Origin of the sequence: Pseudomonas sp. NPDC086581, from assembly GCF_044746165.1 — a bacterium.
Taxonomy (GTDB): domain Bacteria; phylum Pseudomonadota; class Gammaproteobacteria; order Pseudomonadales; family Pseudomonadaceae; genus Pseudomonas.
Genome location: NZ_JBIVBR010000008.1, coordinates 115,823 through 142,455, shown reverse-complemented (window position 1 = coordinate 142,455; position 26,633 = coordinate 115,823). Strand labels below are relative to the sequence as shown.

General features: G+C 64.7%; 20 protein-coding genes. 14 read left to right on the top strand and 6 right to left on the bottom strand.

Translation table 11 applies throughout. The features are described from left to right. Nucleotides 1–24: 24 nt before the first annotated feature. From zipA to ACIPK7_RS17350, 3 genes are all read right to left on the bottom strand, one after another. Nucleotides 25–915, bottom strand: a complete 891-nt coding sequence (gene zipA / locus ACIPK7_RS17360) for a cell division protein ZipA (RefSeq protein ID WP_401089139.1) — start codon at nt 913–915, stop codon at nt 25–27. Nucleotides 916–1,214: 299 nt separating this feature from the next. Next, the gene (gene smc / locus ACIPK7_RS17355) at nt 1,215–4,703 is read right to left on the bottom strand and encodes a chromosome segregation protein SMC (RefSeq protein ID WP_192432912.1); all 3,489 of its coding nucleotides are present in this window, start codon (nt 4,701–4,703) and stop codon (nt 1,215–1,217) included. A gap of 36 nt (nt 4,704–4,739) precedes the next feature. After that, entirely contained in the window at nt 4,740–5,399 is a 660-nt protein-coding gene (locus tag ACIPK7_RS17350) for a GntR family transcriptional regulator (protein ID WP_081518575.1), read from the bottom strand. 183 nt (nt 5,400–5,582) lie between these two features. On the opposite strand from ACIPK7_RS17350, the gene ACIPK7_RS17345 reads away from it, so the two are divergent. The 5 genes from ACIPK7_RS17345 (at nt 5,583) to guaD (ending at nt 13,345) form a co-directional block, all read left to right on the top strand. Continuing rightward, the gene (locus ACIPK7_RS17345; protein ID WP_192432911.1) at nt 5,583–6,719 is read left to right on the top strand and encodes an alkane 1-monooxygenase; all 1,137 of its coding nucleotides are present in this window, start codon (nt 5,583–5,585) and stop codon (nt 6,717–6,719) included. A gap of 347 nt (nt 6,720–7,066) precedes the next feature. Further along, nucleotides 7,067–8,530 carry a xanthine dehydrogenase small subunit gene (xdhA, locus tag ACIPK7_RS17340; protein ID WP_401089136.1) on the top strand — a complete coding sequence of 488 codons (1,464 nt, stop codon included), beginning with the start codon at nt 7,067–7,069 and terminating at the stop codon, nt 8,528–8,530. After that, nucleotides 8,523–10,913, top strand: a complete 2,391-nt coding sequence (gene xdhB, locus ACIPK7_RS17335; protein WP_401089134.1) for a xanthine dehydrogenase molybdopterin binding subunit — start codon at nt 8,523–8,525, stop codon at nt 10,911–10,913. The genes xdhA and xdhB overlap by 8 nt, the downstream gene beginning before the upstream one ends. A gap of 192 nt (nt 10,914–11,105) precedes the next feature. Then, nucleotides 11,106–11,957, top strand: a complete 852-nt coding sequence (gene xdhC, locus ACIPK7_RS17330) for a xanthine dehydrogenase accessory protein XdhC (RefSeq protein ID WP_401089132.1) — start codon at nt 11,106–11,108, stop codon at nt 11,955–11,957. An 83-nt stretch (nt 11,958–12,040) separates the two neighbouring features. Next, the gene (guaD, locus tag ACIPK7_RS17325) at nt 12,041–13,345 is read left to right on the top strand and encodes a guanine deaminase (RefSeq protein ID WP_401089130.1); all 1,305 of its coding nucleotides are present in this window, start codon (nt 12,041–12,043) and stop codon (nt 13,343–13,345) included. Nucleotides 13,346–13,654: 309 nt separating this feature from the next. Here guaD and ACIPK7_RS17320 read toward each other — a convergent pair whose 3' ends face one another. Next, nucleotides 13,655–14,077, bottom strand: a complete 423-nt coding sequence (locus ACIPK7_RS17320; protein WP_192432906.1) for a universal stress protein — start codon at nt 14,075–14,077, stop codon at nt 13,655–13,657. A 164-nt stretch (nt 14,078–14,241) separates the two neighbouring features. On the opposite strand from ACIPK7_RS17320, the gene ACIPK7_RS17315 reads away from it, so the two are divergent. From ACIPK7_RS17315 to ACIPK7_RS17300, 4 genes are all read left to right on the top strand, one after another. Beyond that, nucleotides 14,242–15,165 carry a LysR family transcriptional regulator gene (locus tag ACIPK7_RS17315; RefSeq protein ID WP_192432905.1) on the top strand — a complete coding sequence of 308 codons (924 nt, stop codon included), beginning with the start codon at nt 14,242–14,244 and terminating at the stop codon, nt 15,163–15,165. A 163-nt stretch (nt 15,166–15,328) separates the two neighbouring features. Continuing rightward, nucleotides 15,329–16,909, top strand: a complete 1,581-nt coding sequence (locus ACIPK7_RS17310) for an MFS transporter (RefSeq protein WP_192432904.1) — start codon at nt 15,329–15,331, stop codon at nt 16,907–16,909. Nucleotides 16,910–16,920: 11 nt separating this feature from the next. Next, nucleotides 16,921–18,000, top strand: coding sequence for an HlyD family secretion protein (locus ACIPK7_RS17305; RefSeq protein ID WP_401089127.1), 1,080 nt, complete (start codon nt 16,921–16,923; stop codon nt 17,998–18,000). Further along, on the top strand, nt 17,997–19,439 hold the full coding sequence (locus ACIPK7_RS17300) for an efflux transporter outer membrane subunit (protein ID WP_401089125.1): 1,443 nt from the start codon (nt 17,997–17,999) through the stop codon (nt 19,437–19,439). Before ACIPK7_RS17305 ends, ACIPK7_RS17300 begins: the two co-directional genes overlap by 4 nt. Before the next feature lie 88 nt (nt 19,440–19,527). Here the strand turns inward: ACIPK7_RS17300 and ACIPK7_RS17295 are convergent, their stop codons facing one another. Beyond that, nucleotides 19,528–20,304 carry a GntR family transcriptional regulator gene (locus ACIPK7_RS17295; protein WP_017517526.1) on the bottom strand — a complete coding sequence of 259 codons (777 nt, stop codon included), beginning with the start codon at nt 20,302–20,304 and terminating at the stop codon, nt 19,528–19,530. Between the two features lie 395 nt (nt 20,305–20,699). On the opposite strand from ACIPK7_RS17295, the gene ACIPK7_RS17290 reads away from it, so the two are divergent. Next, the gene (locus ACIPK7_RS17290; RefSeq protein WP_151187671.1) at nt 20,700–22,046 is read left to right on the top strand and encodes an NCS2 family permease; all 1,347 of its coding nucleotides are present in this window, start codon (nt 20,700–20,702) and stop codon (nt 22,044–22,046) included. A gap of 303 nt (nt 22,047–22,349) precedes the next feature. Here ACIPK7_RS17290 and uraH read toward each other — a convergent pair whose 3' ends face one another. Further along, nucleotides 22,350–22,703: a hydroxyisourate hydrolase gene (gene uraH / locus ACIPK7_RS17285; RefSeq protein ID WP_024763899.1), complete on the bottom strand. Its 354-nt coding sequence runs from the start codon at nt 22,701–22,703 to the stop codon at nt 22,350–22,352. Between the two features lie 409 nt (nt 22,704–23,112). On the opposite strand from uraH, the gene puuE reads away from it, so the two are divergent. From puuE to ACIPK7_RS17265, 4 genes are all read left to right on the top strand, one after another. Next, on the top strand, nt 23,113–24,048 hold the full coding sequence (gene puuE, locus ACIPK7_RS17280) for an allantoinase PuuE (RefSeq protein WP_024763898.1): 936 nt from the start codon (nt 23,113–23,115) through the stop codon (nt 24,046–24,048). Beyond that, nucleotides 24,045–24,560, top strand: a complete 516-nt coding sequence (uraD, locus tag ACIPK7_RS17275) for a 2-oxo-4-hydroxy-4-carboxy-5-ureidoimidazoline decarboxylase (protein WP_192432899.1) — start codon at nt 24,045–24,047, stop codon at nt 24,558–24,560. Before puuE ends, uraD begins: the two co-directional genes overlap by 4 nt. A gap of 67 nt (nt 24,561–24,627) precedes the next feature. After that, the gene (locus ACIPK7_RS17270) at nt 24,628–25,134 is read left to right on the top strand and encodes an ureidoglycolate lyase (protein WP_192432898.1); all 507 of its coding nucleotides are present in this window, start codon (nt 24,628–24,630) and stop codon (nt 25,132–25,134) included. A 53-nt stretch (nt 25,135–25,187) separates the two neighbouring features. Then, the gene (locus tag ACIPK7_RS17265) at nt 25,188–26,522 is read left to right on the top strand and encodes a urate hydroxylase PuuD (protein ID WP_401089122.1); all 1,335 of its coding nucleotides are present in this window, start codon (nt 25,188–25,190) and stop codon (nt 26,520–26,522) included. Nucleotides 26,523–26,633: the final 111 nt, after the last annotated feature.

Sequence of the window (26,633 nt, the reverse complement as noted above, 5' to 3'; positions counted from 1 at the left end):
CTTTTTGTGCAGCGTGCGGAAAGCTTAGCGCTTCTGGGTCAGCGCGCGTCGCTCGAAGTCGATGATGCGCTGACGGTAGTGCTCGATGGTCTGCGCGGTCATCACGCTGCGCTGCTCGTCCTTCAGCTCGCCATTGAGCTCCTGAGCCAGCTTGCGGGCGGCGGCAATCATCACATCGAACGCCTGCTTGGGATGTCGCGGGCCCGGCAAGCCAAGGAAGAAGCTCACCGCGCGGGTGCTGAACTGGTCGATGTTGTCCAGATCGAAGGTGCCCGGCTTGACCGCGTTGGCCATGGAGAACAGCACTTCACCGTTGCCGGCCATGCTCTCGTGACGGTGGAAGATGTCCATCTCGCCGTAGCGCAGGCCGCTTTCGAGGATGTTCTGCAGCAGCGCCGGGCCCTTGAAGCCGTTCTCGTCGCGGCTGATCACGTTGATGATCAGCACTTCGTCGACCGGCGCCTGCGGCGCCGACGGAGCAGCAGCTGCAGGAGCTGTGCGCTCCTTGTCCTTCTTGCGGTCTTTCTTCGGCTTGTCCTTCTCTGCCGGCACTTCGTCCAGCGGATTGGGGAAATCCTCTTCGTCCAGCGGGCCGAGCAGGTTCGGCGCCGGGTCGTCCAGGTTCAGGTCACCCTGGCGCGGCTCGCCGCGGCGCTTGCCGCGAGATTCCTTGGCGCTGACCTTGGGCAGGTCTTCCTCGTCCAGCCCCGGCTCTAGGTGTTCGACTACCCGGGAAGGCCCGAGCAGTTCCGGGTTGGTTTCGTCCCCGTCATCGGGCTGGTTGGCAAACTGGCGATCCAGCTTGAAACGCAACTTGCCCTTGCCACCCCGCATGCGACGCCAACCGTCGAACAGAATGCCGGCGATGACGATAAGCCCAATGACGATCAGCCATTCGCGCAGACCGATATCCATCTAATCCCGTAGCCCCTGAACAAAAAATGATGATGAAAAAAAGGACATCCTATCCCTTGAAAACGTGGAGCCAACTTCATGTTCTGACTGATGTTTTCCACGCGATACAAAAGTGGGGGTTAAGCTAACACGCTCTCACATAACTTTACACTGTCTGAGGCGACACTCCGCCGCACTCTTTGCAACTTTTCATAGCGGTCGCCAGTTGCGCACCCGAAGTGAACCCTACCCCAATCAAATCAATGCGTTAGGCTGGAAACAAAGCATCTTGCCAGCATAGCTCAAGTTCGCCTGGACGATCACGCTTCGGCGAGCGCAACAGCCTCTTCCACATCCACTGCCACCAGACGCGAACAACCCGGTTCATGCATGGTCACGCCCATCAACTGATCGGCCATCTCCATGGCGATCTTGTTGTGGGTGATATAGATGAACTGCACTTTCTCCGACATCTCCTTCACCAGCCGCGCATAACGGCCGACGTTGGCATCGTCCAGCGGCGCATCGACTTCGTCGAGCATGCAGAACGGTGCCGGGTTCAGCTGGAAGATCGCAAACACCAGCGCCAGAGCGGTCAGGGCCTTTTCGCCACCGGACAGAAGATGGATGGTGCTGTTCTTCTTGCCCGGCGGCCGCGCCATGATCGCCACCCCGGTATCGAGTAGATCCTCGCCGGTAAGTTCCAGATAGGCATGACCACCGCCGAAAACCTTGGGGAACAATGCCTGAAGGCCAGCATTGATCTGGTCAAAGGTTTCCTTGAAGCGATTGCGAGTTTCCTTGTCGATCTTGCGGATGACGTTTTCCAGGGTATCCAGCGCTTCCACCAGGTCGTCGTTCTGGTCGTCCAGATAGCGTTTGCGCTCGGATTGCTGCTGGTATTCCTCGATCGCCGCAAGGTTGATCGGGCCTAGGCGACCGATGCGCGCGGCCAGTTCTTCCAGGCGGGTTTCCCAGACCTTCTCGGCGGCGTCGTGGGGCAAGGTGGCCAACACGCCGTGCAGGTCGTAGCCATCCTCGTGGAGCTGTTCCTGCAGCGACTTGCGCCGCACGTTCAGGGCCTGCCACTCCATGCGCTGCTGCTCCAGCTGGCCGCGCAGCAGTTGCGACTGCTGCTCGGCCTGGGTGCGGCGCTTCTCGGCGTCACGCAGCTGGCGGTCGGCGTCTTCCAGCGCCAAGCGCGCGTGCTTGAGTTCGTCTTCCACCGCCATGCGCCGGTCGAGCAGCTCTTCCAGGCGCATGCGCAGCTCTTCCAGCGGCGCGGCGCCCTCCTCCAGATTGAGATTAAGCTGCTCGCAACGCTCGACCAGGCGCACGGCCTGGCCGTCCAGTCGCTCCAGCGCCTGGCGGGTGGATTCGTGCTGGGCGCGCAGGGAGCCCACGCGCACAGCCAATTGATGGGCGTGATCCTTGTGCTGGCGGGACTCCTGGCGGATGCGGTCGAGCTTCTCGCGCATGCCGTCGCGCTCGGCAAGCAGCGATTCGCGGCGCTCGGTGTCCACGGCCATGGCGTCCAGCGCTTCCTGCAGGCTCAGGCGGGCCTCGCCCAGTTGTTCCTGCTCCATAGCGTGCTGCTCGGCCAGCTCGGCCAGCTCTTCGTCCAGACGGCGACGGCGCAGGGTCAGCTGCTCGACCTTGGCCTGCTGCGCGGACAGCTGCGCCTTTAGCTCGCCCTGGCGGCGGCCTTCGTCCTGCAGGCGGCGACGCACCTGGTCGCGACCTTCCTCGGCCTGGCGCTGCTCATCGCGCAGGCGCACCAGTTGTTCATCGATCTCGGCAAGGCGCTGCTCCAGCATCTCGCGCTCGCCGTACAGGCGCTCCAGTTCCTGGCCGCGCGCCAGCACGCCGCCGTCGGCGGATTCGCCCCGGCGCACGCGCAGGAAGTTGCGGCCAACCCAGTAGCCGTCGCGGCTGATCAGGCTTTCTCCGTCACCCAGCGAGGCACGCTGGACCAACGCCAGTTCCAGGGTTTCCACCGGGCGTACGCGGCCCAGCCAGTAGCTCAGGTCGACGTTGGTCTCGACCTTGTCCAGCAGGCTGCCGGGACGGGAAACGGCACCAGCGGCCAGATCGAGAAGGCGCAGCTCGCCTTTCTCCAGCGCGTCGAACGGCAGCCCCTTCACGTCATCCAGCAGCACGCCGTGCAGGTCGGCGCCGAGCACGGTTTCCACCGCCAGCTCCCAACCTGCCTCTACGCGCAGGCCTTCAGCGAGACGCGGGCGCTGCTCCAGCCCTTGCTGGCGCAACCATTGCGCGGTGCCGTCGCCCGGATCGAGCGCTGCCTGCTGCAGAGCCTCCAGCGAGGCGATGCGGCCGTTCAGACGTTGCAGCTCGCCTTGCGCCTGGTGTTGCGCGGCGGTGCTTTCCTGCAGGGACTGGCGTACGCGCTCCAGGCGCTCGGCCAGTTCCTGTTCCTCGATCTGCGACTCTTCCAGCAACAATTCAATGGCGGCGACCTGCTCGCCCAGTTCGAGGATCGCGGCGTCTTCCGGGTCGGCGGCCAGTTGCGTGCGCTCGTCATTCAGGCGGCGCTGGCGCTCGCCCTGGCGCTCCAGGCTCTGTTCCAGGTGCTGAATGCGCGACTGCTGCACTTCCGCCTCACGGCGCGGTTCGGCGCTTTGCTGGTTGAAAGCGTCCCAGCGCTGCTGCCAGTCGTGCATGCGCTGCTCGGCGTCTTCCAGGCCGACACTGGCCTCTTCGGCGGCGGCGGCGCTGATTTCCTGCTCCGGGGCCAGGCGCTCCAGTTCCTCGCCCAGAGTGGCGAGCAGGGTACGGTCGTGACCCAGGTGGGATTCGGTTTCCTGGCGGGTCTTTTCTGCCTCGCGCAGATCGTCCTGCAACTGGCGCAGGCGCTGCTGGCCGTGCTGGATGCTCTGCTCGACGCGGGCGATGTCGCCGCCCACGGAATAGAAGCGGCCCTGCACCTGATTGAAGGTTTCCGACAGCTCGTGGTGGCCGTCACGCAGGCGCTCGATGCTGGCGTCGGCGCTGCGCTGCTCGGCCACCAGCGCCTCGAAGGCCACTTCCTGGTCGCCGATGACCTTTTCCTTCTGCCCGACCTGCTCGTTCAGGTCGCGCCAGCGCAGGGCGCCAAGTTGGGCCTTGAGGGTGCGTTCCTCGGCCTTGAATTCCTGGTACTTCTCCGCCGACTGGGCCTGGCGGTGCAGGCGTTCGAGCTGTCGCTCGAGCTCTTCGCGCAGGTCGGTGAGGCGCGCGAGGTTTTCCTGGGTACGACGGATGCGGTTCTCGGTCTCGCGGCGGCGCTCCTTGTACTTGGAGATGCCGGCGGCTTCCTCGATGAAGTTGCGCAGATCCTCGGGCTTGGCCTCGATCAGCTTGGAGATCATGCCTTGTTCGATGATCGAGTAGCTGCGCGGGCCCAGGCCGGTGCCGAGGAAGATGTCGGTGATGTCGCGGCGCCGGCACTTGGTGCCGTTGAGGAAATAGGTGTTCTGGCCGTCGCGGGTCACGCGGCGGCGGATGGAAATCTCGGCGTAGCTGGCGTATTCGCCCAGCAGGGTCTGGTCGGAGTTGTCGAACACCAGTTCGATCGACGCCTGGGTCACCGGCTTGCGCGTGTTGGAGCCGTTGAAGATGACGTCGGTCATCGACTCGCCGCGGAGGTTCTTCGCCGAACTCTCGCCCATCACCCAGCGAACGGCGTCGATGATGTTGGACTTGCCGCAGCCGTTGGGGCCGACCACGGCCGCCATATTGCTCGGGAAATTGACCGTCGTCGGGTCGACGAAGGACTTGAAGCCCGCCAGCTTGATGCACTTGAGCCGCATGCGCCCTCTTCCCCCTTTCCGTCTCTTATTGAGAGCTTATCGTTCAGCCAGTGCGGCCAGGACCAGTTGGCTGTTGTGCCTACCGTAGTCGAGCAGGACCTCGCGGATGCCCGCCTCGTCGCGGCCCACCACCGCGCGCAGCAGGTTTTCGAAGCTGCCAATGAACTGACTCATCTCGCCTTTGCGGCGTTCCAGGGCCAGATGATAGGTGCGACTGATGGCCGGCAGGAGATTTTCCACGGTTTCCTGCAGGTAGGGGTTGGCGGCGAACGGGAAGGCGGCGCGCATGATGTCGAAGCTGGATTCGACGAAGGCGTTGATGTCTCCGCGCTCGAGTTCGTCCAGCAGGCGCTGCTGGATCGCCATGAACGGCGCCAGGTCGGCTTCTTCGCGCCAAGTCCGCGCCACGCTGCTGGCGAGCATGATGTAGAGCTCCATCACCAGCGAATAGAGGCTTTCGACGTGCGCGGCGGACAGTTCGGAAACCTGCGCACCGCGCCGCGGCAGGATGACGACCAGATGGCGGCGCTCGAGGATCAGCAGCGCTTCGCGGACCGAGCCGCGGCTGACATTGAGGGTCTGAGTGACCTTCTGCTCCTGGATACGCTCGCGTTCCTTGAGTTCGCCCCGGATGATGCGTTCGGCAAGGTGATGCGCGATCTGCTCAGCCAGGCTGTCCGGGGCCTTGAACGTCATGGTTGTCCTTAAGAATCGGGGCGCTTTCGAGGGGGTATTGCGGACGCGAAGTGTAACACAGGGTGTTACCGCGCCATCCCCCGCCCAAGGGGGACGACAGAACAAAGGTTGGTGCGTGCTTCCGATGGATCAGGCGCAGGATTGTCTGACAATCCTACATAAAAGACGTATCGGGAGTCGTCCATGTTCGCCTTGTTTCTTTCCCCTGCCTGGATGTTGCGTCTTAAAAAAGCCGGCTACTGGATCTGGCTGGTTCCCGTATTCGGTATTCCCGTCAGCTACTGGTGGTCCTATGGCAGTCAATACCCCAACGCCTGGCCCTGGCTGGTTATCACCGTGGTATTCGGGGTGATCCCATTGCTGGACTTCGTGGTCGGCCGCGACCCGGCCAACCCCGACGAGGTCGAAGAAGTCCCGCCCATGGAGCGCGAGGGTTACTACCGCTTCCTCAGCCTGCTGACCGTGCCGCTGCTGCTGGGCATGCTGGTCTACGGCGGCTGGGTGCTGGCCACGTATGACGCCTGGAACTGGGTCGGTCAGCTCGGCTGGATTCTGTCGGTCGGCACGGTCATGGGCGCCATCGGCATCACCGTCTCCCACGAACTGATCCACAAGGACCCGGAACTTGAGCAGAACGCCGGAGGCCTGCTGCTGGCGGCGGTTTGCTACGCGGGCTTCAAGGTGGAGCACGTGCGCGGCCACCACGTGCATGTCTCCACACCGGAAGACGCCTCGTCCTCGCGCTACGGCCAGAGCCTGTACGCCTTCCTGCCCCACGCCTACAAGCACAACTTCCTCAATGCCTGGCGGCTGGAGACCGAACGTCTCAAGCGCAAGGGCCTGCCGGCGCTGCACTGGCGCAACGAACTGATCTGGTGGTACGTGATCAGCGCGCTGTTCCTGGTCGGCTTCAGCGTCGCCTTTGGCTGGATCGGCGCGGTGTACTTCATCGGCCAGTCGGTGATGGCCTTCACACTGCTGGAGATCGTCAACTACGTCGAGCACTACGGCCTGCACCGCCGCCGCCTGGACACCGGGCGCTACGAGCGAACCACCCATGAGCACTCCTGGAACAGCAACTTCCTGCTGACCAACCTGTTCCTCTTCCACCTGCAGCGCCATTCCGACCACCACGCCAACGCCAAGCGCCGCTACCAGGTGCTGCGGCACTTCGACGAGAGCCCGCAGTTGCCCAACGGTTACGCCGGGATGATCGTCCTCGCGCTGTTCCCACCGCTCTGGCGGGCGGTGATGGACCGCCGCGTGCGCGCCTACTACGCCGGCGAGGAATACCAGCTGAGCGCTACCCAGCAGGCCTGATCGACGAGTTCCACGCCTTGGCGGCAAGCCCTACCCCGGCTTGCCGCCTTTTTTCTTTCTGCCTTCTTGAATCCGCCGCTCTACGCAGGATGGCGTGGAGCGCAGGATGTAAGGCGCATAACCCGGGACGGGTTATCCGCCGTTGCCCCGCGGCGGAGAACGCTGGCGCGTTATGCGCCCTACGGAGCGGCAGGAGCGCCCGCCTATCTGCCCCCATCACACCATTCATCACCCGCCGAAAAACTTTCTGACCATTGAGACAGAAATTTTATTGACTCAAAAGTCAGCTTTCCATAGATTCGCCTCCAGTGCCCTACCAAAAACAAGAATCAGCCTGGAGGCAAGCCTTGATCAGGTTCCTGCTCAATCGCGAGCTGCGTGTCGAAGACCGCCTCGATCCCAATCTCACCGTGCTCAACTACCTGCGCCAGAACCTGGGCAAGACAGGCACCAAGGAGGGCTGCGCCTCCGGTGACTGCGGTGCCTGCACGGTGGTCGTCGGTGAACTGGTCGGCGCAGAAGGTGCCGAGCGCATCCGCTACCGCACCCTCAACTCCTGCCTGACCTTCGTCTCCTCGCTACACGGCAAGCAGCTGATCAGCGTCGATGACTTGAAGCACCGCGGCGAACTGCACGGCGTGCAGCAGGCCATGGTCGACTGCCACGGCTCGCAGTGCGGTTTCTGCACCCCCGGCTTCGTCATGTCGCTGTTCGCCCTGCAGAAGAACACCGCGGGCGAGACCGCCGACGAGCGCAAGGCCGAGGCCCATGAAGCGCTCGCCGGCAACCTCTGCCGCTGCACCGGCTACCGCCCGATCCTGGATGCCGCCGAGCAATCCTGCTGCCAGAAGCAACCTGACCAGTTCGACGTCGCCCAGCCCGAGATCATCGCCCAGCTGAAAGCCATCGCCCCGCGCGAGACCGCCGAACTGAACAGCGGCGACAAGCGCTGCCTGCTGCCGCTGACCATCGCCGACCTCGCCGACATCTACACCGCCAACCCGCAGGCGCGCCTGCTCGCCGGCGGCACCGACCTGGCCCTGGAAGTCACCCAGTTCCACCGTGAACTGCCAGTGATGATCTACGTCGGCCACGTCGAGGAAATGAAGCGCGTCGAAGTCTTCGACGACCGCATCGAGATCGGCGCCGCGACTCCGCTGACCGACTGCTACGAAACCCTGGCCCGCGACTACCCGGACTTCGGCGAGTTGCTGCACCGCTTCGCCTCGCTGCAGATCCGCAACCAGGGCACCCTGGGCGGCAACATCGGCAACGCCTCGCCCATCGGCGACTCGCCGCCGCTGCTGATCGCACTGGGCGCGCGCCTGGTACTGCGCAAGGGCAACGAACGTCGCGAACTGCCGATCGACGAATACTTCATCGACTACAAGGTCACCGCGCGCCAGGAAGGCGAGTTCATCGAGCAGGTGATCATCCCGCGCCCGCAGGCCAGCCAGGCGTTCCGCGCCTACAAGGTCTCCAAGCGCCTGGACGACGACATCTCCGCCGTTTGCGCTGCCTTCAACCTGACCGTGGAGAACTGCCGGATCACCGCCGTGCGCACCGGCTTCGGCGGTATGGCCGCCATCCCGAAACGCGCCGCCGCCTGCGAAGCCGCACTGCTCGGCCAGACCTTCAACAGCGCCACCTTCGAGCGTGCCGCGCAGGCACTGAGCGAGGACTTCGCTCCGCTCACCGACTTCCGTGCGAGCAAGGAATACCGCCTGCTCACCGCGCAGAACCTGCTGCGCAAGTGCTTCCTGGAACTGGAAGCCCCTCAGGCCGTGACCCGGGTGACCCACTATGCATAAGCACCAGAAGAGCCAGGAAGAACTCACTGCCCTGTTCCGCGCCGACCTCACCACCGGCGTGGGCCGCAGCGTCAAGCACGAGAGTGCGCCCAAGCACGTCAGCGGCGAGGCGATCTACATCGACGACCGCCTGGAGTTCCCCAACCAGTTGCACGTCTATGCCCGCATGAGCGACCGCGCCCATGCGCGCATCACCAAGCTGGACGTCAGCCCCTGCTACCAGTTCCCCGGCGTCGCCATCGCCATCACCAAGGATGACGTCCCCGGCCAGCTGGACATCGGCCCGGTCGTCGCCGGCGACCCGCTGCTGGCGGATGGCAAGGTCGAGTACGTCGGCCAGATGGTCATCGCCGTCGCCGCCGACAGCCTGGAAACCGCACGCAAGGCCGCCATGGCCGCGATCATCGAGTACGAAGACCTGGAGCCGGTGCTCGACGTGGTCGAAGCGCTGCACAAGAAGCACTTCGTGCTCGACAGCCACCAGCACAAGATCGGTGATTCCGAAGCCAAGCTCGCCACCGCGCCGAACCGCATTCAGGGCACCCTGCACATCGGCGGCCAGGAACACTTCTACCTGGAGACACAGATTTCCTCGGTGATGCCTACCGAAGACGGCGGCGTGATCGTCTACACCTCGACGCAGAACCCCACCGAAGTGCAGAAGCTGGTCGCCGAAGTGCTGGGCATCTCCTTCAACAAGGTCGTCATCGATATGCGCCGCATGGGCGGCGGCTTCGGTGGCAAGGAAACCCAGGCTGCCGCACCGGCGTGCCTGTGCGCGGTGATCGCGCGCCTCACCGGTCGCCCGGCGAAGATGCGCCTGCCGCGCGTCGAAGACATGCAGATGACCGGCAAGCGCCACCCCTTCTACGTCGAATACGACGTGGGCTTCGAGGACGACGGCTTGCTGCACGGCATCCACATCGAGCTGGCCGGCAACTGCGGCTACTCGCCGGACCTCTCCGGCTCCATCGTCGACCGCGCGATGTTCCACTCCGACAACGCCTACTTCCTCGGCAACGCCACGGTGAACGGTCACCGCTGCAAGACCAACACCGCGTCGAACACCGCCTACCGCGGCTTCGGCGGCCCGCAGGGCATGGTCGCCATCGAGGAGATCATGGACGCGGTCGCGCGCCACCTCGGCAAGGACCCGCTGGAAGTGCGCAAGCGCAACTACTATGGCAAGGACGAGCGCAACGTCACCCACTACTACCAGCAGGTGGAACACAACCTGCTGCAGGAAATGACCGAGGAACTGGAAGCCAGCTCCGAGTACGCCAAGCGCCGCGCCGAAATCCGCGAATTCAACGCCAATAGCCCGGTGCTGAAGAAAGGCCTGTCGCTGACCCCGGTGAAATTCGGCATCAGCTTCACCGCCACCTTCCTCAACCAGGCTGGCGCGCTGATCCACATCTACACCGACGGCAGCATCCACCTGAACCACGGCGGCACCGAGATGGGCCAGGGCCTGAACACCAAGGTCGCCCAGGTGGTGGCCGAGGTCTTCCAGGTCGACATCGACCGCGTGCAGATCACCGCGACCAACACCGACAAGGTGCCCAACACCTCACCAACCGCCGCCTCGTCGGGCGCCGACCTGAACGGCAAGGCCGCGCAGAACGCCGCCGAGACCCTCAAGCAGCGCCTGGTGGAGTTCGCCGCCAAGCACTGGAAGGTGACCGAGGAAGACGTCGAGTTCCGCAACAACCAGGTGCGCGTGCGCGACCAGATCCTGCCTTTCGAGGAACTCGTGCAACAGGCCTATTTCAGCCAGGTATCGCTCTCCTCCACCGGTTTCTACCGCACGCCGAAGATCTTCTACGATCGCAGCCAGGCGCGCGGCCGGCCGTTCTACTACTTCGCCTACGGCGTGTCCTGCTCGGAAGTGATCGTCGACACCCTCACCGGCGAGTACAAGATGCTGCGCAGCGACATCCTCCATGATGTCGGCGCCTCGCTGAACCCGGCCATCGACATCGGCCAGGTGGAAGGCGGCTTCGTCCAGGGCATGGGCTGGCTGACCATGGAAGAGCTGGTCTGGAACGCCAAGGGCAAGCTGATGACCAACGGCCCGGCGAGCTACAAGATCCCGGCCATCGCCGACATGCCCATCGACCTGCGGGTGAAGCTGGTGGAGAACCGCAAGAACCCCGAGCAGACGGTGTTCCACTCCAAGGCCGTCGGCGAGCCGCCGTTCATGCTGGGCATCTCGGTGTTCTGCGCGATCAAGGATGCCGTGGCGAGCCTGGCCGACTACCGCGCCCAGCCGCAGATCGACGCCCCGGCCACCCCCGAGCGCGTGCTCTGGGGCGTGGAGCAGATGCGCAAGCTCAAAGCTGCCCAGGCCGAGAAGGCACCGGCTCAGGTCGAGCCGGCGTGATGTGACCATGGGGCACCACTGGCCGGGAGAGGCGTCCCCACTTCCGTCTTCCGCCCTGCCCGTGGCGCCCCACCCTTTCAGGAACCTGTGGGAGCGAGCTTGCTCGCGAACCGCCCAGTGCCGTAGCCGCCGGGAAATCCATTCGCGAGCAAGCTCGCTCCTACGAGAAGCCCAGCCTCAGAGGTTGAAGCCATGAACTGGATCAGTGCCCTCGCCGACCTGCAACAGCGCGCCGAAGCCAGCGTGCTGGTGACCATCATCGAAGAGCGCGGCTCGACCCCACGCAACGCCGGCTCGAAGATGGTCGTCAGCGCCGACAAGGCCTACGACACCATCGGCGGCGGCCACCTCGAATTCAAGGCCATGGCTATCGCCCGCGAGATGCTCCAGAACCATGAGCGCGAACCGAAGCTGGAGCGCTTCAGCCTCGGCGCCAGCCTCGGCCAGTGCTGCGGCGGCGCGACCGTGCTGCTGTTCGAACCCATGGGCCAGCCGCAGGCACACATCGCCGTGTTCGGCGCCGGCCACGTCGGCCGCGCGCTGGTACCGCTGCTCGCCAGCCTGCCGTGCAAAGTGCGCTGGATCGACTCGCGGGAGGCCGAATTTCCCGGCTACATCCCCGAGGGCGTGACCCGCGTGATCAACGAGGAAGTGATCGACGAGATCGACGAGATGCCCGCCGGCAGCTACTTCATCGTCATGACCCACAACCACGCGCTGGACCTGGAGCTGACCGCGAAGATTCTTGAGCGCAACGACTTCACCTATTTCGGCCTGATCGGCTCCGACACCAAGCGCGCCAAGTTCGAACACCGCCTGCGCGACCGTGGCTTCACCGCCGACACCGTGCAACGCATGCGCTGCCCCATGGGCATCAGCGAGGTGAAGGGCAAGCTGCCGGTGGAGATCGCCGTGTCCATCGCCGGCGAGGTGATCGCCACCTACAACGCCACCTTCGGTCAGGAGACCGGCAAAGGCGAGAACACCGTGGCCAAACTGTTACCCACCAGCCGCCGCGCCCGCACGGCCGAAAGCGGCGCCTGAAATTTCCGTAGCATGGGCGCATGCCCATCTCGCCCCGGCGCCTGCGCGCGCCCCGGCCCCGAAACACGACTGAAGAGAGATCGATGAGCACTCAAGCCAAAGCCTACCGCGCCAGCATCCTGCACAGCGTCGCCGACCCGGCCGAAGTCGGCGTGGAGAAGTCCTACCAGTACTTCGAGGACGGCATCCTGCTGGTGGAAGACGGCAAGGTCGCCCGCCTCGGCCACGCTGCCGACCTGCTGCCGCAACTGGGCAGCGTCGAAGTGGTGGAATACCGTGACGCGCTGATCACCCCCGGCTTCATCGACACCCACATCCACTATCCGCAGACCGGCATGATCGCCTCCTACGGCGAGCAACTGCTGGACTGGCTGAACACCTACACCTTCCCCACGGAAAAGCAGTTCGCCGACCCGGCCCACGCCGCCGACGTCGCCGGCATCTTCCTCAAGGAACTGCTGCGCGCCGGCACCACCACCGCGCTGGTATTCGGCACCGTGCACCCGCAGTCGGTGGACGCGCTGTTCGGCGCCGCGCAGAAGCTCGACCTGCGCCTGATCGCCGGCAAGGTGATGATGGACCGCAACGCGCCGGACTACCTTACCGACACCGCCGAAACCAGCTACACCGACAGCAAGGCGCTGATCGAGCGCTGGCACGGCAAGGGCCGCCTGCTCTACGCAGTGACCCCGCGCTTCGCGCCCACAAGTACCCCGGAACAGCTGGACGCCGCCGGCCGTCTGCTCAAGGAGCATCCGGGCGTGTACCTGCACACGCACCTGTCGGAAAACCTCAAGGAAATCGAGTGGGTCAAGGAACTGTTCCCGGAGCGCAAGGGCTACCTGGACGTCTATGACCACCACGGCCTGCTCGGCCCGCGCTCGGTGTTTGCCCACGGCGTGCACCTGTGCGACGGCGAATGCCAGCGCCTGGCGGAAACCGGCTCGGCTGTGGCCTTCTGCCCGACCTCCAACCTGTTCCTGGGTAGCGGCCTGTTTGACCTGGCGAAGCTGGAGAAGCACAAGGTCAAGGTCGGCCTGGGCACCGACGTCGGCGCCGGCACCAGCTTCTCCCAGCTGCAATCGCTGAACGAGGCCTACAAGGTCATGCAGCTGCAGGGCATCAAGCTCGACCCGTTCAAGTCGCTGTACCTGGCCACCCTCGGCGGCGCCCGCGCGCTGGAGCTGGACGACAAGGTCGGCAGCTTCGCCCAGGGCAACGAGGCCGACTTCGTGGTCCTCGACTACAAAGCCACCCCGCTGCTGGACTATCGCCTGCAACAGGCGAAGACCCTGGAGGAGAAACTCTTCGCACTGGTCATCCTCGGCGACGACCGTACCGTGAAGGAGACCTTCGCGCACGGCCGCAACGTGCATCGCCGCGGTTGACCCCTTACGGCTCCGGCGCCGGGTCCTCGCTCAGGACCAACCCGGCGCCGGGGCCGCTTTTCTTTCCGGCACCTTTGCGCGGCAACCCGCGTAAATCCACCCAGGTAGGAGCGCGCCAAGCGCGCGATCGCGGGCATGGCCGGCTCCTGCAAGGAGCCTCGGCGTTAGCCGGCAATATCGGAATCCGGTAGGGTTCGCGAGCAAGCTCGCTCCTACGAAGAGCACGCCGGCGTTGACCTGTAGGACCGAGGGGGACGCCTAGTCCTTGCTCGCGAACCGCACCGCACGGCACGGAGCCAACAGGCGCTCCTACTCCCGCACCTCGACCAGCACCGGACACGGCGCCCGCTCGATCACCCGCTGCCCCACAGAGGGGTCCAGCAGCCGTTCGATGCGTCCCAGGTGCCGGTGACCGATCACGATCAGGTCGCACTCCAGCCTCTCGGCCTCGCGCAGGATAGCCCGTGCCGGATCACCCGCCACCACGGCGCCCGACGCAACACAGGGCTGCAACTGCGCCACCGCCTCGTCCACCAGCGCCTGCGCCTCGTGTTGTTCCTGTTCGGCCGGCGGGTACTCCAGGGCGTCCTGCCGCGGCATGGCGAAGGCACGGTCCACCGCGCAAACCACATGTACCTGCGCCCCGTTGCAACGTGCCAGCTCACCAGCTGTCGCGATAATGCGCGGTGACTGCGGTGCGCCGTCGATGGCCAGAAGAACCCGTTTGAACATGCCTTTCTCCTTGGTGAAACGAAATCCGCCACCATTCTTCGGGCCACCGCGCGGAGCGTAAAGGCACGCAAAACGTAAAGGACCATTGCATGAAACGCACGCTTGCCCATCGGGCCCGTCGCAATGGAACATGAATGACATTGCGCCAACCCTCCGGAGTCGCCATGGCCCTGCCCGATCTCAACCTGCTGGTCGCCCTCAATATTCTGCTCGAAGAGGGCAGCGTGGTCGGCGCTGCGCGGCGCATGCACCTCAGCCCACCGGCGATGAGCCGTACCCTGTCGCGCATTCGCGAGGCGGTGGGCGATCCGATCATGGTTCGCGCCGGGCGCAGCCTGGTGCCCACGCCGCGAGCGCTGCAATTACGCGAAGAAGTCAGCGACCTGGTGGAACACGCCATGCGCCTGTTCAACGCCAAGGAAAACCTGCGCATGGACCAGCTCGAACGCTGTTTCGTGCTGCGTTCCAACAACGTGCTGGTGGGCGGTTTCGCCTCGCGCATGCTCGCGGTGATGAAGGAAGAAGCGCCGCGCTGCAGCCTGCGCATCGCACCGGAAGCCGACTTCGACGATGAAGCCCTGCGGCAGAACCGCATCGACCTGTATATCGGTGGCGCCTCCACGCTCGAGCCGGAAATCCGCACGCAAACGCTGTTCACCACCAACTTCGTCGGCCTGGCGCGGCGCGACCACCCCATCTTCAACGACGAAATTACCGCAGAGCGCTTCGCCTCCTTCCCTCAGGTCAGCGTGTCGCGGCGCGGCAAATCCCGCGGACCGATTGACGAAGAACTGGCCAACCTTGGGCTGCAACGGGAAATACGCCTGACCGCCCCGACCTTCCATTCTTCGATCTTCGCGCTGCTGGAGTCCGACCTGGTGCTGCCCATTCCGGAGCACTCGCTATGGCGCCTGGACCGCCTGGGCTTCGCCCTGCGCCAGTTCGACATTCCGTTGCCGCTCAAATCGGTGGTGATCATCCAGGCCTGGCACCCACGCTTCGACAATGACCCCGCGCACAGTTGGCTGCGGCAAACGGTGAAGCGCGTCTGCATCGAATTGCGCGAGAGCTCCGGGCTGCTGGGCTGACCGCACATAAAGTGCACCCAGCGCACTAATTAGCTGCAATCATTTCAATTTCCACAGCTATCGCCCTTCCCTAGACTCGGTCGCAAATACCCGAGTTGATTCCTATGCCTTGCACAGCACCGCCCCAGGGCGGCGGTATCGGCCATCCCCGTGGAGGCCGGCCATGACCGCGCTCGCCCCGATTTCCGCCACCAGCCCGCAACCCGCGAAGCCTGCCGCCCCTGTTGCCCAGCCATTCGGTCTGCGCATCGTGGTCGGCATGATCGGCGTGCTGATCGCCTCCCTCAGCGCCGGCCTCAACGAAAAAGTCACCGACCTGGCCATGACCGACGTGCGTGGCGCGCTGTCCATCGGCCACGACGAAGGCACCTGGCTGATCGCCCTGTACTCGGCGGCGCAAGTTGCCGCCATGGCCTTCGCGCCCTGGTTCTCGGTCACCGTGTCGCTGCGCCGCTTCACCCTCGGCGCCATCGCCTGCTTCGCCCTGCTCGCGCTGCTCTGCCCGTTCGCGCCGAACGTCGAGACGCTCTACCTGCTGCGCCTGCTGCAGGGATTCGCCGGCGGCTGTATGCCGCCGATGCTGATGACCGTGGCACTGCGCTTCCTGCCGCCGGGGATCAAGCTCTACGGCCTGGGCGCCTACGCACTGACTGCCACCTTTGCGCCGAACCTGGGTATGCCGCTGGCAGCGCTGTGGACAGAGTTCGTCGGCTGGCAGTGGGTGTTCTGGCAGGTCATCCCGCTTTGCGCGGTCGCGCTGGCCGCCGTCGCCTGGGGCATCCCGCAGGACCCGCTGCGCCTGGAGCGCCTGCGCCAGTTCGATTACCTCGGCCTTGCCCTCGGCCTGCCGGGCATCCTGATGCTGGTGATGGGCCTGCTGCAGGGCGAGCGGCTGGACTGGTTCGAATCCGATCTGGTCGTCCTGCTGGTCATCGGCGGCGCCGGACTGCTGGCAGCCTTTTTCATCAACGAATGGACGCACCCGCTGCCCTTCTTCCGCCTGGACATCCTCAAGCGGCGCAATTTCACCCACGCACTGATCACCCTGGCCGGCGTGCTGGTGGTGCTCGGCGCATGCTCCGGCGTGCCGGCGTCCTACCTCGCCTCGGCGCACGGCTATCGGCCGCTGCAATCGGCACCCATGGCACTGCTGGTAGCGCTGCCGCAACTGCTCTCGCTGCCGCTGGTGGCCGCGCTGTGCAACATCCCTAGGGTCGACTGCCGCTGGGTGCTGGCCATCGGCATCTGCCTCTGCGGGCTTTCGGCCTTCGGCATGAGCCAGCTCACCAGCGAGTGGACGCGGGAGAACTTCTACTGGCTTCTGGCGTTGCAGATTATCGGCCAGCCGATGGCCATCGTGCCGCTACTGATGTCCGCCACCAGCGTCGTCGCCCCCATCGAAGGACCGTTCGCCTCGGCCTGGTTCAACAGCGTGCGCGGTTTCTCGGCGGTAATGGGCAGCGCCATCGTCTCGTTCCTCATGACCTGGCGCGAGCACTACCACTCCAACCGCCTGGTCGATCATCTGGGCAACGCCTCCCAAGCTCTCGGCCTGCGCCTGGAGCAACTGGGCGGCGCCGAGAACATCGGTCGCCTGGCCGGCCAGGTGCGTGGCCAGGCCGGCGTGCTCGCCGCCTCCGACACACTGCTGGCGATGTCGTGGCTGGCCGCCGCCCTGCTCGTGCTGATTCCCCTGATGCCGCTGCGGGTCTATCCGCCGCGCCCTGTCGTCCCTAATCAATGAAAGGTCTGCCCATGTCGAAACTGAGCTCCCGTCGCGGCAGTCTGGCCCTGGTTGCCGTGCTGCTTCTCGCCCTCGTCGTCTACCTGCTGCTGCGCCTGCTGGGCCCCACCCGCGAGCAGAGCACCGACGACGCCTATATCCACGCCGACTTCACCCTGGTGGCGCCGAAAGTCGCCGGTTTCATCGAGGAAGTGCTGGTGGAAGACAACCAGTCGGTGAAGGCGGGGCAGGTCCTGGCGCGCATCGATGCCCGTGACTACCACGCCGCGCTGGAAGCCGCCGAGGCCGACGTGCTGGCCGCCGAGGCGCGTCATCACCACGTCGCCGCCGACCTCGAACGCCAGCAGGCGGTGATCGCCCAGAGTGCCGCCCAGGTGCAGGCCGATCAGGCTGCGCTGACCTTTGCCACGCAGGAACTGGACCGCTACCAGCACCTCGCGACCCAGGGCGCCGGCACGCTGCAGAATGCCCAGCAGGCGCGCTCGCGCGTCGACTCGGCGAAGGCCGTGCTGGACAAGGACAAGGCTGCCGCCCTCGCCGCCCGCAAGCAGCTCGACGTGTTGCTGGCTCAGCAGGCCGAAGCCCTCGGCGCATTGAAGCGTGGTCAAGCGCAACTGCGGCAGGCGCAATTGAACCTGTCGTACACCGAGATCCGTGCGCCCTTCGACGGCATGGTCGGCCGCCGCGCCGTGCGCGTCGGCGCCTACACCACGCCGGGCAATGCGCTGCTGGCGGTGGTGCCGCTGCAGAACGCCTACGTGGTCGGCAACTTCCAGGAAACCCAGCTGACCGAGGTGCAACCCGGCCAGGCCGTGGAAATCAGCATCGACACCTTCCCCGGCGAGACGCTGCGCGGCCACGTCGACAGCATCGCCCCGGCCACCGGCCTGAGCTTCGCCCCCATCGCCCCGGACAACGCCACCGGCAACTTCACCAAGATCGTCCAGCGCATCCCGGTGAAGATTGTCCTCGACGCCGACCAGCCGCTGCGCGACCGGCTGCGCGTGGGCATGTCGGTGATTGCGCGGATAGATACCGAAAAGCAAACCGGCCAGACCGTCGAAAAAGAACAGAAGGTGGCTGCGCAATGATCGCCGCCCGCACGCCTCTGCTGCTTGCCCTGCTGGCACTCGGCGCTTGTAGCGTCGGCCCGGACTTCCAGCGCCCAGGCGATGCCGACGCGGTGGACTGGTCCGCCCGGCGCGGAGACACGCCTAGCCAGGCGCTCAATGCGCCGCTGGAAGCGCAGTGGTGGACGCTGCTGGGCGACCCGCAGCTCAACGACCTGCAACGCCGCGTGGCAGAAGCCAACCTCGACCTGCGCGAAGCCGACGCGCGCCTGCAGCAGAGCCGGGCGATCCGCGAGGCGCTGGGCGGCGATGCCGTGCCCAACGTCGGCGCGGACCTGGGCTACCAGCGCAAGCGCAATAGCGCGGTCGGCCTGAGCGACCCGTCCGGCCAATCCGGCAAGGACAATTTCAATCAGCTCGACGGCGGTTTCGACCTGTCCTGGGAGCTTGATTTCTGGGGCCGCGTGCGCCGCGAACTGGAAGCCGCTGACGCCAACGTCCAGGCCACTGCGGAAAGCCGCCGCGACGTGCTGGTCTCGGTGCTCGCAGAAACCGCTCGCAACTACCTGCAACTGCGCGCCGAGCAGGACCTGGAAGCCATCATCCGCAGCAACCTGAAGATCGCCCAGCGCAGTCTGGAGCTGACCCGCCTGCGTCGCGCCGATGGAGTCGCCACCGAACTCGACGTGGCAGAAGCGCTGACCCAGGTCGCCAGCATCGAAGCGCGCCTGCCCGACAGCCAGAAGCGCCAGGCGCGGCTGATCAACGCCCTGGGCTACCTGCTCGGCGAAGCACCCGGCGCGCTACAGGCCTCACTCGCCCAGGCCAAGCCTCTACCGCAGCCACCGCATGGCGTACCAGTCGGCCTGCCTTCGGAGCTGGCCCAGCGCCGCCCGGACATCCGCCGCGCCGAAGCCGCGCTGCACGCCGCCACCGCCAGCATCGGCGTGGCCAAGGCGGACTTCTATCCGCGCATCAGCCTCAACGGCAACTTCGGCTTCCAGGCGCTGCAACTGTCCAACTTCGGCGACTGGAACAGCCGCACCTTCGGCATCGGCCCGAGCCTGTCGCTACCGATCTTCGAAGGCGGTCGCCTGAAGGGCACGCTCGCCCTGCGCGAGGCGCAACAGCAGGAGTCGGCCATCGCTTACCGCCGTACCGTACTCAACGCCTGGCGCGAAGTGGACGACGCGCTCACCGACTACGCTGCAGACCAGCGCCGCCTGGCGAGCCTTGATACGGCCGCCGAGCATGGCCGCACCGCCCTGGCCAACGCCCGCGAGCAGTACAAGGCCGGCGCCGTGGACTTCCTCAATGTGCTCAGCGCCCAGCGCGAACTGCTGGCCACAGAGGAACAGCAGGTGCGCAGCCGCGAGGCCGTGGCGACCACGCTGGTGTTGCTCTACAAGTCCCTCGGCGGCGGCTGGCAGCAGGCCGAGGAGAACGCCAAAAGTCTGTAGGAGCGCAGTGCCAGTACGAAGACGAGAAGCGGTTCTTGCTCCAACAAAAAAGCCCCGCATCCGCGGGGCTTTTTTTCTGGCTCGGCGATCAGGCCGCCGAGTCGGCGTCGGCCTTGCTGCGGCGCGGCTTCTTCTTGCCGGCCAGCAGATGCGAGAACACCGCGTGCAGGTCGCCGGAGGCTCCGTCCACGTCCAGGTTCAGTTTGTCGTCGATGTGCGCCATGTGGTGCATCATCAGGGTCACGGCCTTTTCTTTGTCGCCTTTCTCGATGGCATCGAGGATTTCGTTGTGCTCGTCGAACGAGCAGTGCGAGCGGCCGCCACTTTCGTACTGGGCGATGATCAGTGAGGTCTGCGACACCAGGCTGCGCTGAAACACCACCAGCGGCGCGTTCTTGGCCATCTCGGCGAGCTTGAGGTGGAATTCGCCGGAGAGGCGGATGCCGGCGCCGCGGTCGCCGCGGGCGAAGCTGGATTGCTCCTGTTTCACCATGTCGCGCAGCTCAGCGAGGGTATCGCTGCTGGCATTGTCCACGGCCAGTTCGGTGATCGCGCGCTCGACGGTGCGGCGGGCGAAGAGAATCTGCCGGGCTTCGTCGATGCTCGGGCTGGCCACCACGGCGCCACGGTTCGGACGCAGCAGCACGACCTGCTCGTGGGCCAGGCGCGACAGGGCGCGACGGATGATGGTGCGGCTGACGCCGAAGATTTCACCGAGGGCCTCTTCGCTCAGCTTGGTGCCGGGCGCCAGGCGCTGTTCGAGGATGGCGTCGAAGATGTGCGCGTAGACGATCTCGTCCTGAGTGCCGCTGCGCGCCTTGCCATTGCGCGGCTGCTTCCTGATCTGTTGCAACTGGTCGGTCATCGGAGTCGAACCCTGCTCAGCCGGGTTGAACCGGCGCGAAATCCGTGGGGGCGTGAGTGAAGCTGGCCGCGGGCCAGGCATGGGGCACAGTGTACACAAAGTGGCCACTATCGTGCAGCCGTCGCGAGCGACTCCCAATCCGCTCCAATGCCGCGCGGCGCAGGATCTTGGCGAAGGTCAGCGTGCGACCATTCCGATGCTTTGCTTGTAAAAATCTTTCCGCCAGACACTAAACATTATTTGAACTTTTTGTACACAACTGCATAATCGCGGCGTGACTTCCTGACCCAAAGGTCAACATTCACACCCTCACAACTCTTTCCGTTAGCGCAAGGGACGCAGGTGAACCAGCCGACGGCAAGGGACCAACAACAAGAGCGTTGAGGAGTACCGCTGTGGAAAGCACCAAACAAGAACAACAAGCCTTTGCAACCAGCCCGCCTGCCACCGGCCTGCTCGAACGCCTGTTCAAGCTCAGCCAGCACGGCACCACCGTGAAGACCGAACTCGCCGCAGGTCTCACGACCTTCATCACCATGGCGTACATCATCTTCGTCAACCCCAACATCATGGCCGACGCCGGCATCGACCACGGCGCCGCCTTCGTCGCGACTTGCCTTGCCGCGGCGCTCGGTTGCTTCTTGATGGGCCTCTATGCCAACTGGCCCGTGGGCCTGGCGCCGGGCATGGGCCTCAACGCCTTCTTCACTTACACCGTGGTCAAGACCATGAACTACAGCTGGGAGATCGCGCTGGGCGCGGTATTCATCTCCGGCATCGCCTTCATGATCCTGACTTTCTCGCGCATCCGCGAATGGCTGCTCAACAGCATCCCGGTCAGCCTGCGCTTCGCCATGGGCGCCGGCGTCGGCCTGTTCCTTGGGCTGATCGGTCTGAAGACCGCCGGTATCGTGGTCGCCAGCCCCGCCACCTTGGTCCACCTGGGCGACCTGACCAGCCCGGGCCCGCTGCTCGCCGCCATCTGTTTCCTGATGATCGCGGTACTGGAATACCGCCGCGTGTTCGGCGGCATTCTGATCAGCATCCTCACCGTGACCGTAGCCGGTATCGCGCTGGGCATCGTCCAGTTCGGCGGCGTGTTCTCGATGCCACCGAGCCTGGCGCCGACCTTCATGGCGATGGATATTTCCGGCGCGTTCAACGTGACCATGATCAGCGTGATCCTGGCCTTCCTGTTCGTGCACATGTTCGACACCGCCGGCACCCTGATGGGCGTCGCCCAGCGCGCGCACCTGGTGCGTGAAGACGGTCGCATCGAGAACCTGTCGAAAGCCATGAAGGCCGACAGCACCTCCAGCGCCTTCGGCGCGGTGCTCGGCGTGCCGCCGGTGACCAGCTACGTGGAAAGCGCCGCGGGCGTCGCCGCCGGTGGCCGCACCGGCCTCACCGCGGTGGTGGTGGGCGTGCTGTTTGTAGCCGCGATGTTCTTCGCCCCGCTGGCCGGCATGATCCCCGCCTACGCCACCGCCGGCGCGCTGATCTACGTCGCTATGCTGATGATGGGCGGCATGGCCCATATCGACTGGAACGAACACACCGAGACCATCCCGGCCATCGTCACCGTGATCATGATGCCGTTGACCTTCTCGGTCGCCGACGGCATCGCCCTGGGCTTCGTGACCTATGTGGCGATGAAGGTCTTCACCGGCCGCCACAAGGACGTGACCATCAGCCTTTATGCGCTGTGCGCGATATTCGTGGCCAAGTTCATCTTCCTCTGAATCTCTCCCCTCGTGATGCAGAAGGCCCCGGCAATTGCCGGGGCCTTCTGCTTTCCAGCGGTCATATGGGCTGGTGAGCGCTGCCTAACAGGGCCATCTCGGCGCGGGAGATCGAGCACTGGCACGGGCAAGTACCGCGCAGCAGGGCCGGTCCGGCGTTGATCAGGCGGCCCGCATCACGCCCCCGATGCCATCTGCCAAGCCAGGGAGACCTACACAAACGACAGGCAAAAAAAAGCCCGCAGTGTGGGCGGGCTGAGGAAGACTCCACGAAGAGTCCGGGGGAAGACCTACGGGCGGGAACTAACTGCCGCGATAGGTGGAATAGCTGTAGGGGGAGATCAGCAGCGGCACATGGTAATGGTCGCTTTCCGAGGCGATGCCGAAGCGCAGCACAACCTGGTCGAGGAAGGCTGGCTGGGGCAGCTCGACGCCACGGGCACGGTAGTAGTCGCCGGCATTGAACAGCAGCTGGTAGACGCCGGCGCGGAAGTCCTCGCCCTGCAGCAGCGGCTCGTCGCAACGGCCATCGTCGTTGGTCACGCGGGTCGCGATCAGCTCCAGCTGCTGGCCTTCGACGCGGAACAGCTCGATCTTGATGCCATGGCCGGGGCAGCCGTGGGCGGAATCCAGTACGTGAGTGGTCAGGCGTCCCATGGGCTTATCGGTGTCCTGCGGCGAGGCCGGCCGACACCTTCCTCCTCTGTCTTGTTGATACGAAATAGCGGGCCGCCATCAAAGCGGCCCGCGGGTGCGTTTGGTGAAGCGAATATACCCAGCGATTCCACTTATTGTATACAAAAAACTGATTCAATCTGCCAAAAATGCCCCACCGCGTCGTCCCGCTGCCTGCAACAGGAGTGCTCGAAATACCATCTGAGCCCGCGTCACAGCAGGGCAGAAGAGGCATCCGGAGTCCTTCGAGCACTGATGAACAGAATCAAACGACCGTTGCGCAGATTGTATTTACAGACCGCTCCACATTTTGTATACAATGCACCCATCAACGGCAGCGCACAGTCCACCGACCCGGCGCCGACCGCCAACCACAAGAAGGAACACTGCAGTGAGCGCTGACTACCCACGCGACCTGATCGGTTACGGCAACAACATCCCCCATCCGCACTGGCCGAACGATGCGCGCATCGCCCTGTCCTTCGTCCTCAACTATGAAGAAGGCGGCGAACGCAACATCCTGCACGGCGACGCCGAATCCGAAGCCTTCCTCTCCGAAATGGTTGCCGCCCAGCCGCTGAAGGGCGAGCGCAACATGTGCATGGAATCGCTCTACGAATACGGCAGCCGTGCCGGCGTTTGGCGCCTGCTCAAGCTGTTCAAGAAGTACGACCTGCCGCTGACCGTGTTCGCCGTGGCCATGGCCGCCCAGCGCCATCCCGAGGCGATCCGCCAGATGGTCGCCGACGGCCACGAGATCTGCAGCCACGGCTACCGCTGGATCGACTACCAGTACATGGACGAAGCACAGGAGCGCGAGCACATGTTCGAGGCCGTGCGCATCCTCACCGAACTGACCGGCCAACGCCCGCAGGGCTGGTACACCGGCCGCCTGGGCCCGAACACCCGGCGCATCGTCCGCGAAGACGGCAACTTCCTCTACGACTCCGACACCTACGACGACGACCTGCCCTACTGGGACCCGGCCAGCACCGCCGAGAAGCCGCACCTGGTGATCCCCTATACCCTGGACACCAACGACATGCGCTTCACTCAGGTGCAGGGCTTCAACAAGGGCGACGACTTCTTCGAATACCTGAAAGACGCCTTCGACGTGCTCTACGCCGAAGGTGCCGAGGGCGCACCGAAGATGCTGTCCATCGGCATGCACTGCCGCCTGCTCGGCCGTCCGGCGCGTATGGCCTCGCTGGAGCGTTTCATCCAGTACGTTAAGGGTCACGAGAAGGTGTGGATCACCCGCCGCGTCGACATCGCCAAGCACTGGCACGAGAACCACCCGTTCAAAGCGCAGGAGAACAAGGCATGAGCCGCTTCCAGACCCTGACCCCGGCCAGCCTCGACCGCGCGGCTTTCGTTTCCGCCTTCGCCGATATCTACGAACACTCCCCGTGGGTCGCCGAGCAAGCCTACGACCTGGGCGTCGACGACAGCCTGAACGACATCGAACTGCTGCAGCAGCGCATGGCCGACATTCTCTTGTCCGCCAGCCATGAAGCCCAGCTGGCACTGATCAATGCGCACCCGGACCTGGCCGGCAAGGCCGCCGTCCGTGGCGAGCTGACCGCCTCCAGCACCGCCGAACAGGCCGGCGCCGGCATCCAGGACTGCACGGCCGAAGAATTTGCCCGCTTCACCGAACTCAACGACGCCTACAAGGCCAAGTTCGGCTTCCCCTTCATCAAGGCGGTGAAGGGCAGTAACCGCCACCAGATCCTGGCCGCGTTCGAAGAGCGCATCCACAACACGCCGGAGCAGGAGTTCCAGACCGCCCTGGCGGAGATCAACAAGATCGCGATGTTCCGCCTGCAGCAGCTCTGAGCGAGCGGACCTTCACTCCCCTTCCCAGCGAAGGGGCCAATGCGAACAACGAAAAAGAAGACCAGCCATGCGTACCCTGAAGATCGAGCCGTTGACCAAGGAAGCCTTCGCACCGTTCGGTGATGTCATCGAAACCGAAGGCAGTGACTTCTTCATGATCAACAACGGCTCCACTCGCCGATATCACAAGCTCGCCACCGTCGAAACGGCGCAGCCCGATGACAAGGCGATCATCAGCATCTTCAGCGCCGAATCCCTGGAGATGCCCTTGCGCATCCGCATGCTGGAACGTCACCCGCAGGGCAGCCAGGCGTTCATTCCGCTGCTCGGCAATCAATTTCTGATCGTGGTCGCGCCAGTTGGCGATGTACCTGTATCGGGTCTCGTCCGCGCTTTCCTGTCCAACGGCAAGCAGGGCGTCAATTACCACCGCGGCGTCTGGCACCACCCGGTGCTGACGATCGAAAAGCGGGATGACTTCCTGGTGGTCGATCGCAGCGGTTCTGGCAACAACTGCGACGAGCATTTCTTCACCGAGGACGAACAGCTCCTCCTCGACCCCCAAGCAAACTAATAAGAGAGGCCCGCGCAGCGCGACGGCGATGCCCGGGCAAGAGGTAAAAAACTGTGGAAGCACATCTCATCGAATGGCTGAACCTGCTGGTCCGCTGGATCCACATGATCGTGGGTATCGCGTGGATCGGCGCCTCGTTCTACTTCGTCTGGCTGGAAAACAACCTCAACCGCGCCAACCCGCGCGAGGGGCTTTCCGGTGACCTCTGGGCGATCCATGGTGGCGGCATCTACCACCTGGAGAAGTACAAGCTCGCCCCGCCGAAAATGCCGGACAACCTGCACTGGTTCAAATGGGAGGCCTACTCCACCTGGATGTCGGGTGTCTGCCTGCTGACCATCGTGTTCTACCTGAACCCGACCCTGTACCTGATCGCCCCGGGCAGCGACCTGTCTCCGGCCGCCGCCGTGGCCATCGGCATCGGCTCGCTGATCGCCGGCTGGTTCGTCTACAGCACCCTGTGCGACTCCCCGCTGGGCAAGAAACCCGCCCTGCTGGGCGCCATCCTGTTCGGCCTGCTTGTCCTCGCCGCCTACCTGCTCAGCCAGGTGTTCAGCGGTCGCGGTGCGTACCTGCACGTGGGCGCCATCATCGGCACCATCATGGTGGGCAACGTGTTCCGCGTGATCATGCCGGCCCAGCGCGCGCTGGTTAAGGCCATCGAAGAAGGCCGCGAGCCCGACCCGGTGCTGCCGGCCAAAGGCCTGCTGCGTTCGCGCCACAACAACTACTTCACCCTGCCGGTGCTGTTCATCATGATCAGCAACCACTTCCCGAGCACTTACGGCAGCCACTACAACTGGCTGATCCTGACCTGCATCGCGGCGCTGGCGGTGATCGTGCGTCACTACTTCAACACCCGCCACAATGGCAACGGCATGGCCTGGGCGCTGCCCGCCGGCGCCGTCGGCATGATTGCCCTGGCCTTCGTCACCGGCCCGAACTTCCCCAGCAACGACAACACTGCCAGCACCCAGCCGGCGAAGGTCGAGTACCAGCCGCTGCCGGAGACTGCCATCGGCGGCAAGACCCCGGCCGAGCGCGCCAAGGACGAGGAAGCCGCCAAGGCTGCCGCCGCCCAGCAGGCTCAGGCTGCTCCGGCGCAGGCATCTGCCGCGGGTTCGACCGATGGATTCGACAAGGTCCACCACGTCATCCAGGAACGCTGCGCCGTGTGCCACTCGGCCAAGCCGACCAGCAACCTGTTCAGCACTGCGCCGGCTGGCGTGATGTTCGACACCCCGCAGCAGATCCAGCAGCTCGCCCCGCGCATCCAGGCGCAGGCCGTGGCCTCGCAGGTGATGCCGCTGGGTAACATCACCCAGATGACCCCGGAAGAGCGCAAGCTCGTCGGAGACTGGATCTCCAGGGGCGCCCAGGTTAATTGAGCCTGCGGCACGGCCAGAGAAACCGCACCTTCGGGTGCGGTTTTTTTATGCCCGTGCGATACCGGATCTGTAGGAGCGAGCACTGAAACAAAAAATGTAGTCCACTCGACC

What these genes read in the sequence shown, in the direction of transcription:
- zipA (WP_401089139.1), bottom strand. Translation starts at nt 915, where the DNA reads ATGGATATCGGTCTGCGCGAATGGCTGATCGTCATTGGGCTTATCGTC.
- smc (WP_192432912.1), bottom strand. Translation starts at nt 4,703, where the DNA reads ATGCGGCTCAAGTGCATCAAGCTGGCGGGCTTCAAGTCCTTCGTCGAC.
- ACIPK7_RS17350 (WP_081518575.1), bottom strand. Translation starts at nt 5,399, where the DNA reads ATGACGTTCAAGGCCCCGGACAGCCTGGCTGAGCAGATCGCGCATCAC.
- ACIPK7_RS17345 (WP_192432911.1), top strand. Translation starts at nt 5,583, where the DNA reads ATGTTCGCCTTGTTTCTTTCCCCTGCCTGGATGTTGCGTCTTAAAAAA.
- xdhB (WP_401089134.1), top strand. Translation starts at nt 8,523, where the DNA reads ATGCATAAGCACCAGAAGAGCCAGGAAGAACTCACTGCCCTGTTCCGC.
- xdhC (WP_401089132.1), top strand. Translation starts at nt 11,106, where the DNA reads ATGAACTGGATCAGTGCCCTCGCCGACCTGCAACAGCGCGCCGAAGCC.
- guaD (WP_401089130.1), top strand. Translation starts at nt 12,041, where the DNA reads ATGAGCACTCAAGCCAAAGCCTACCGCGCCAGCATCCTGCACAGCGTC.
- ACIPK7_RS17320 (WP_192432906.1), bottom strand. Translation starts at nt 14,077, where the DNA reads ATGTTCAAACGGGTTCTTCTGGCCATCGACGGCGCACCGCAGTCACCG.
- ACIPK7_RS17315 (WP_192432905.1), top strand. Translation starts at nt 14,242, where the DNA reads ATGGCCCTGCCCGATCTCAACCTGCTGGTCGCCCTCAATATTCTGCTC.
- ACIPK7_RS17310 (WP_192432904.1), top strand. Translation starts at nt 15,329, where the DNA reads ATGACCGCGCTCGCCCCGATTTCCGCCACCAGCCCGCAACCCGCGAAG.
- ACIPK7_RS17305 (WP_401089127.1), top strand. Translation starts at nt 16,921, where the DNA reads ATGTCGAAACTGAGCTCCCGTCGCGGCAGTCTGGCCCTGGTTGCCGTG.
- ACIPK7_RS17300 (WP_401089125.1), top strand. Translation starts at nt 17,997, where the DNA reads ATGATCGCCGCCCGCACGCCTCTGCTGCTTGCCCTGCTGGCACTCGGC.
- ACIPK7_RS17295 (WP_017517526.1), bottom strand. Translation starts at nt 20,304, where the DNA reads ATGACCGACCAGTTGCAACAGATCAGGAAGCAGCCGCGCAATGGCAAG.
- uraH (WP_024763899.1), bottom strand. Translation starts at nt 22,703, where the DNA reads ATGGGACGCCTGACCACTCACGTACTGGATTCCGCCCACGGCTGCCCC.
- uraD (WP_192432899.1), top strand. Translation starts at nt 24,045, where the DNA reads ATGAGCCGCTTCCAGACCCTGACCCCGGCCAGCCTCGACCGCGCGGCT.
- ACIPK7_RS17270 (WP_192432898.1), top strand. Translation starts at nt 24,628, where the DNA reads ATGCGTACCCTGAAGATCGAGCCGTTGACCAAGGAAGCCTTCGCACCG.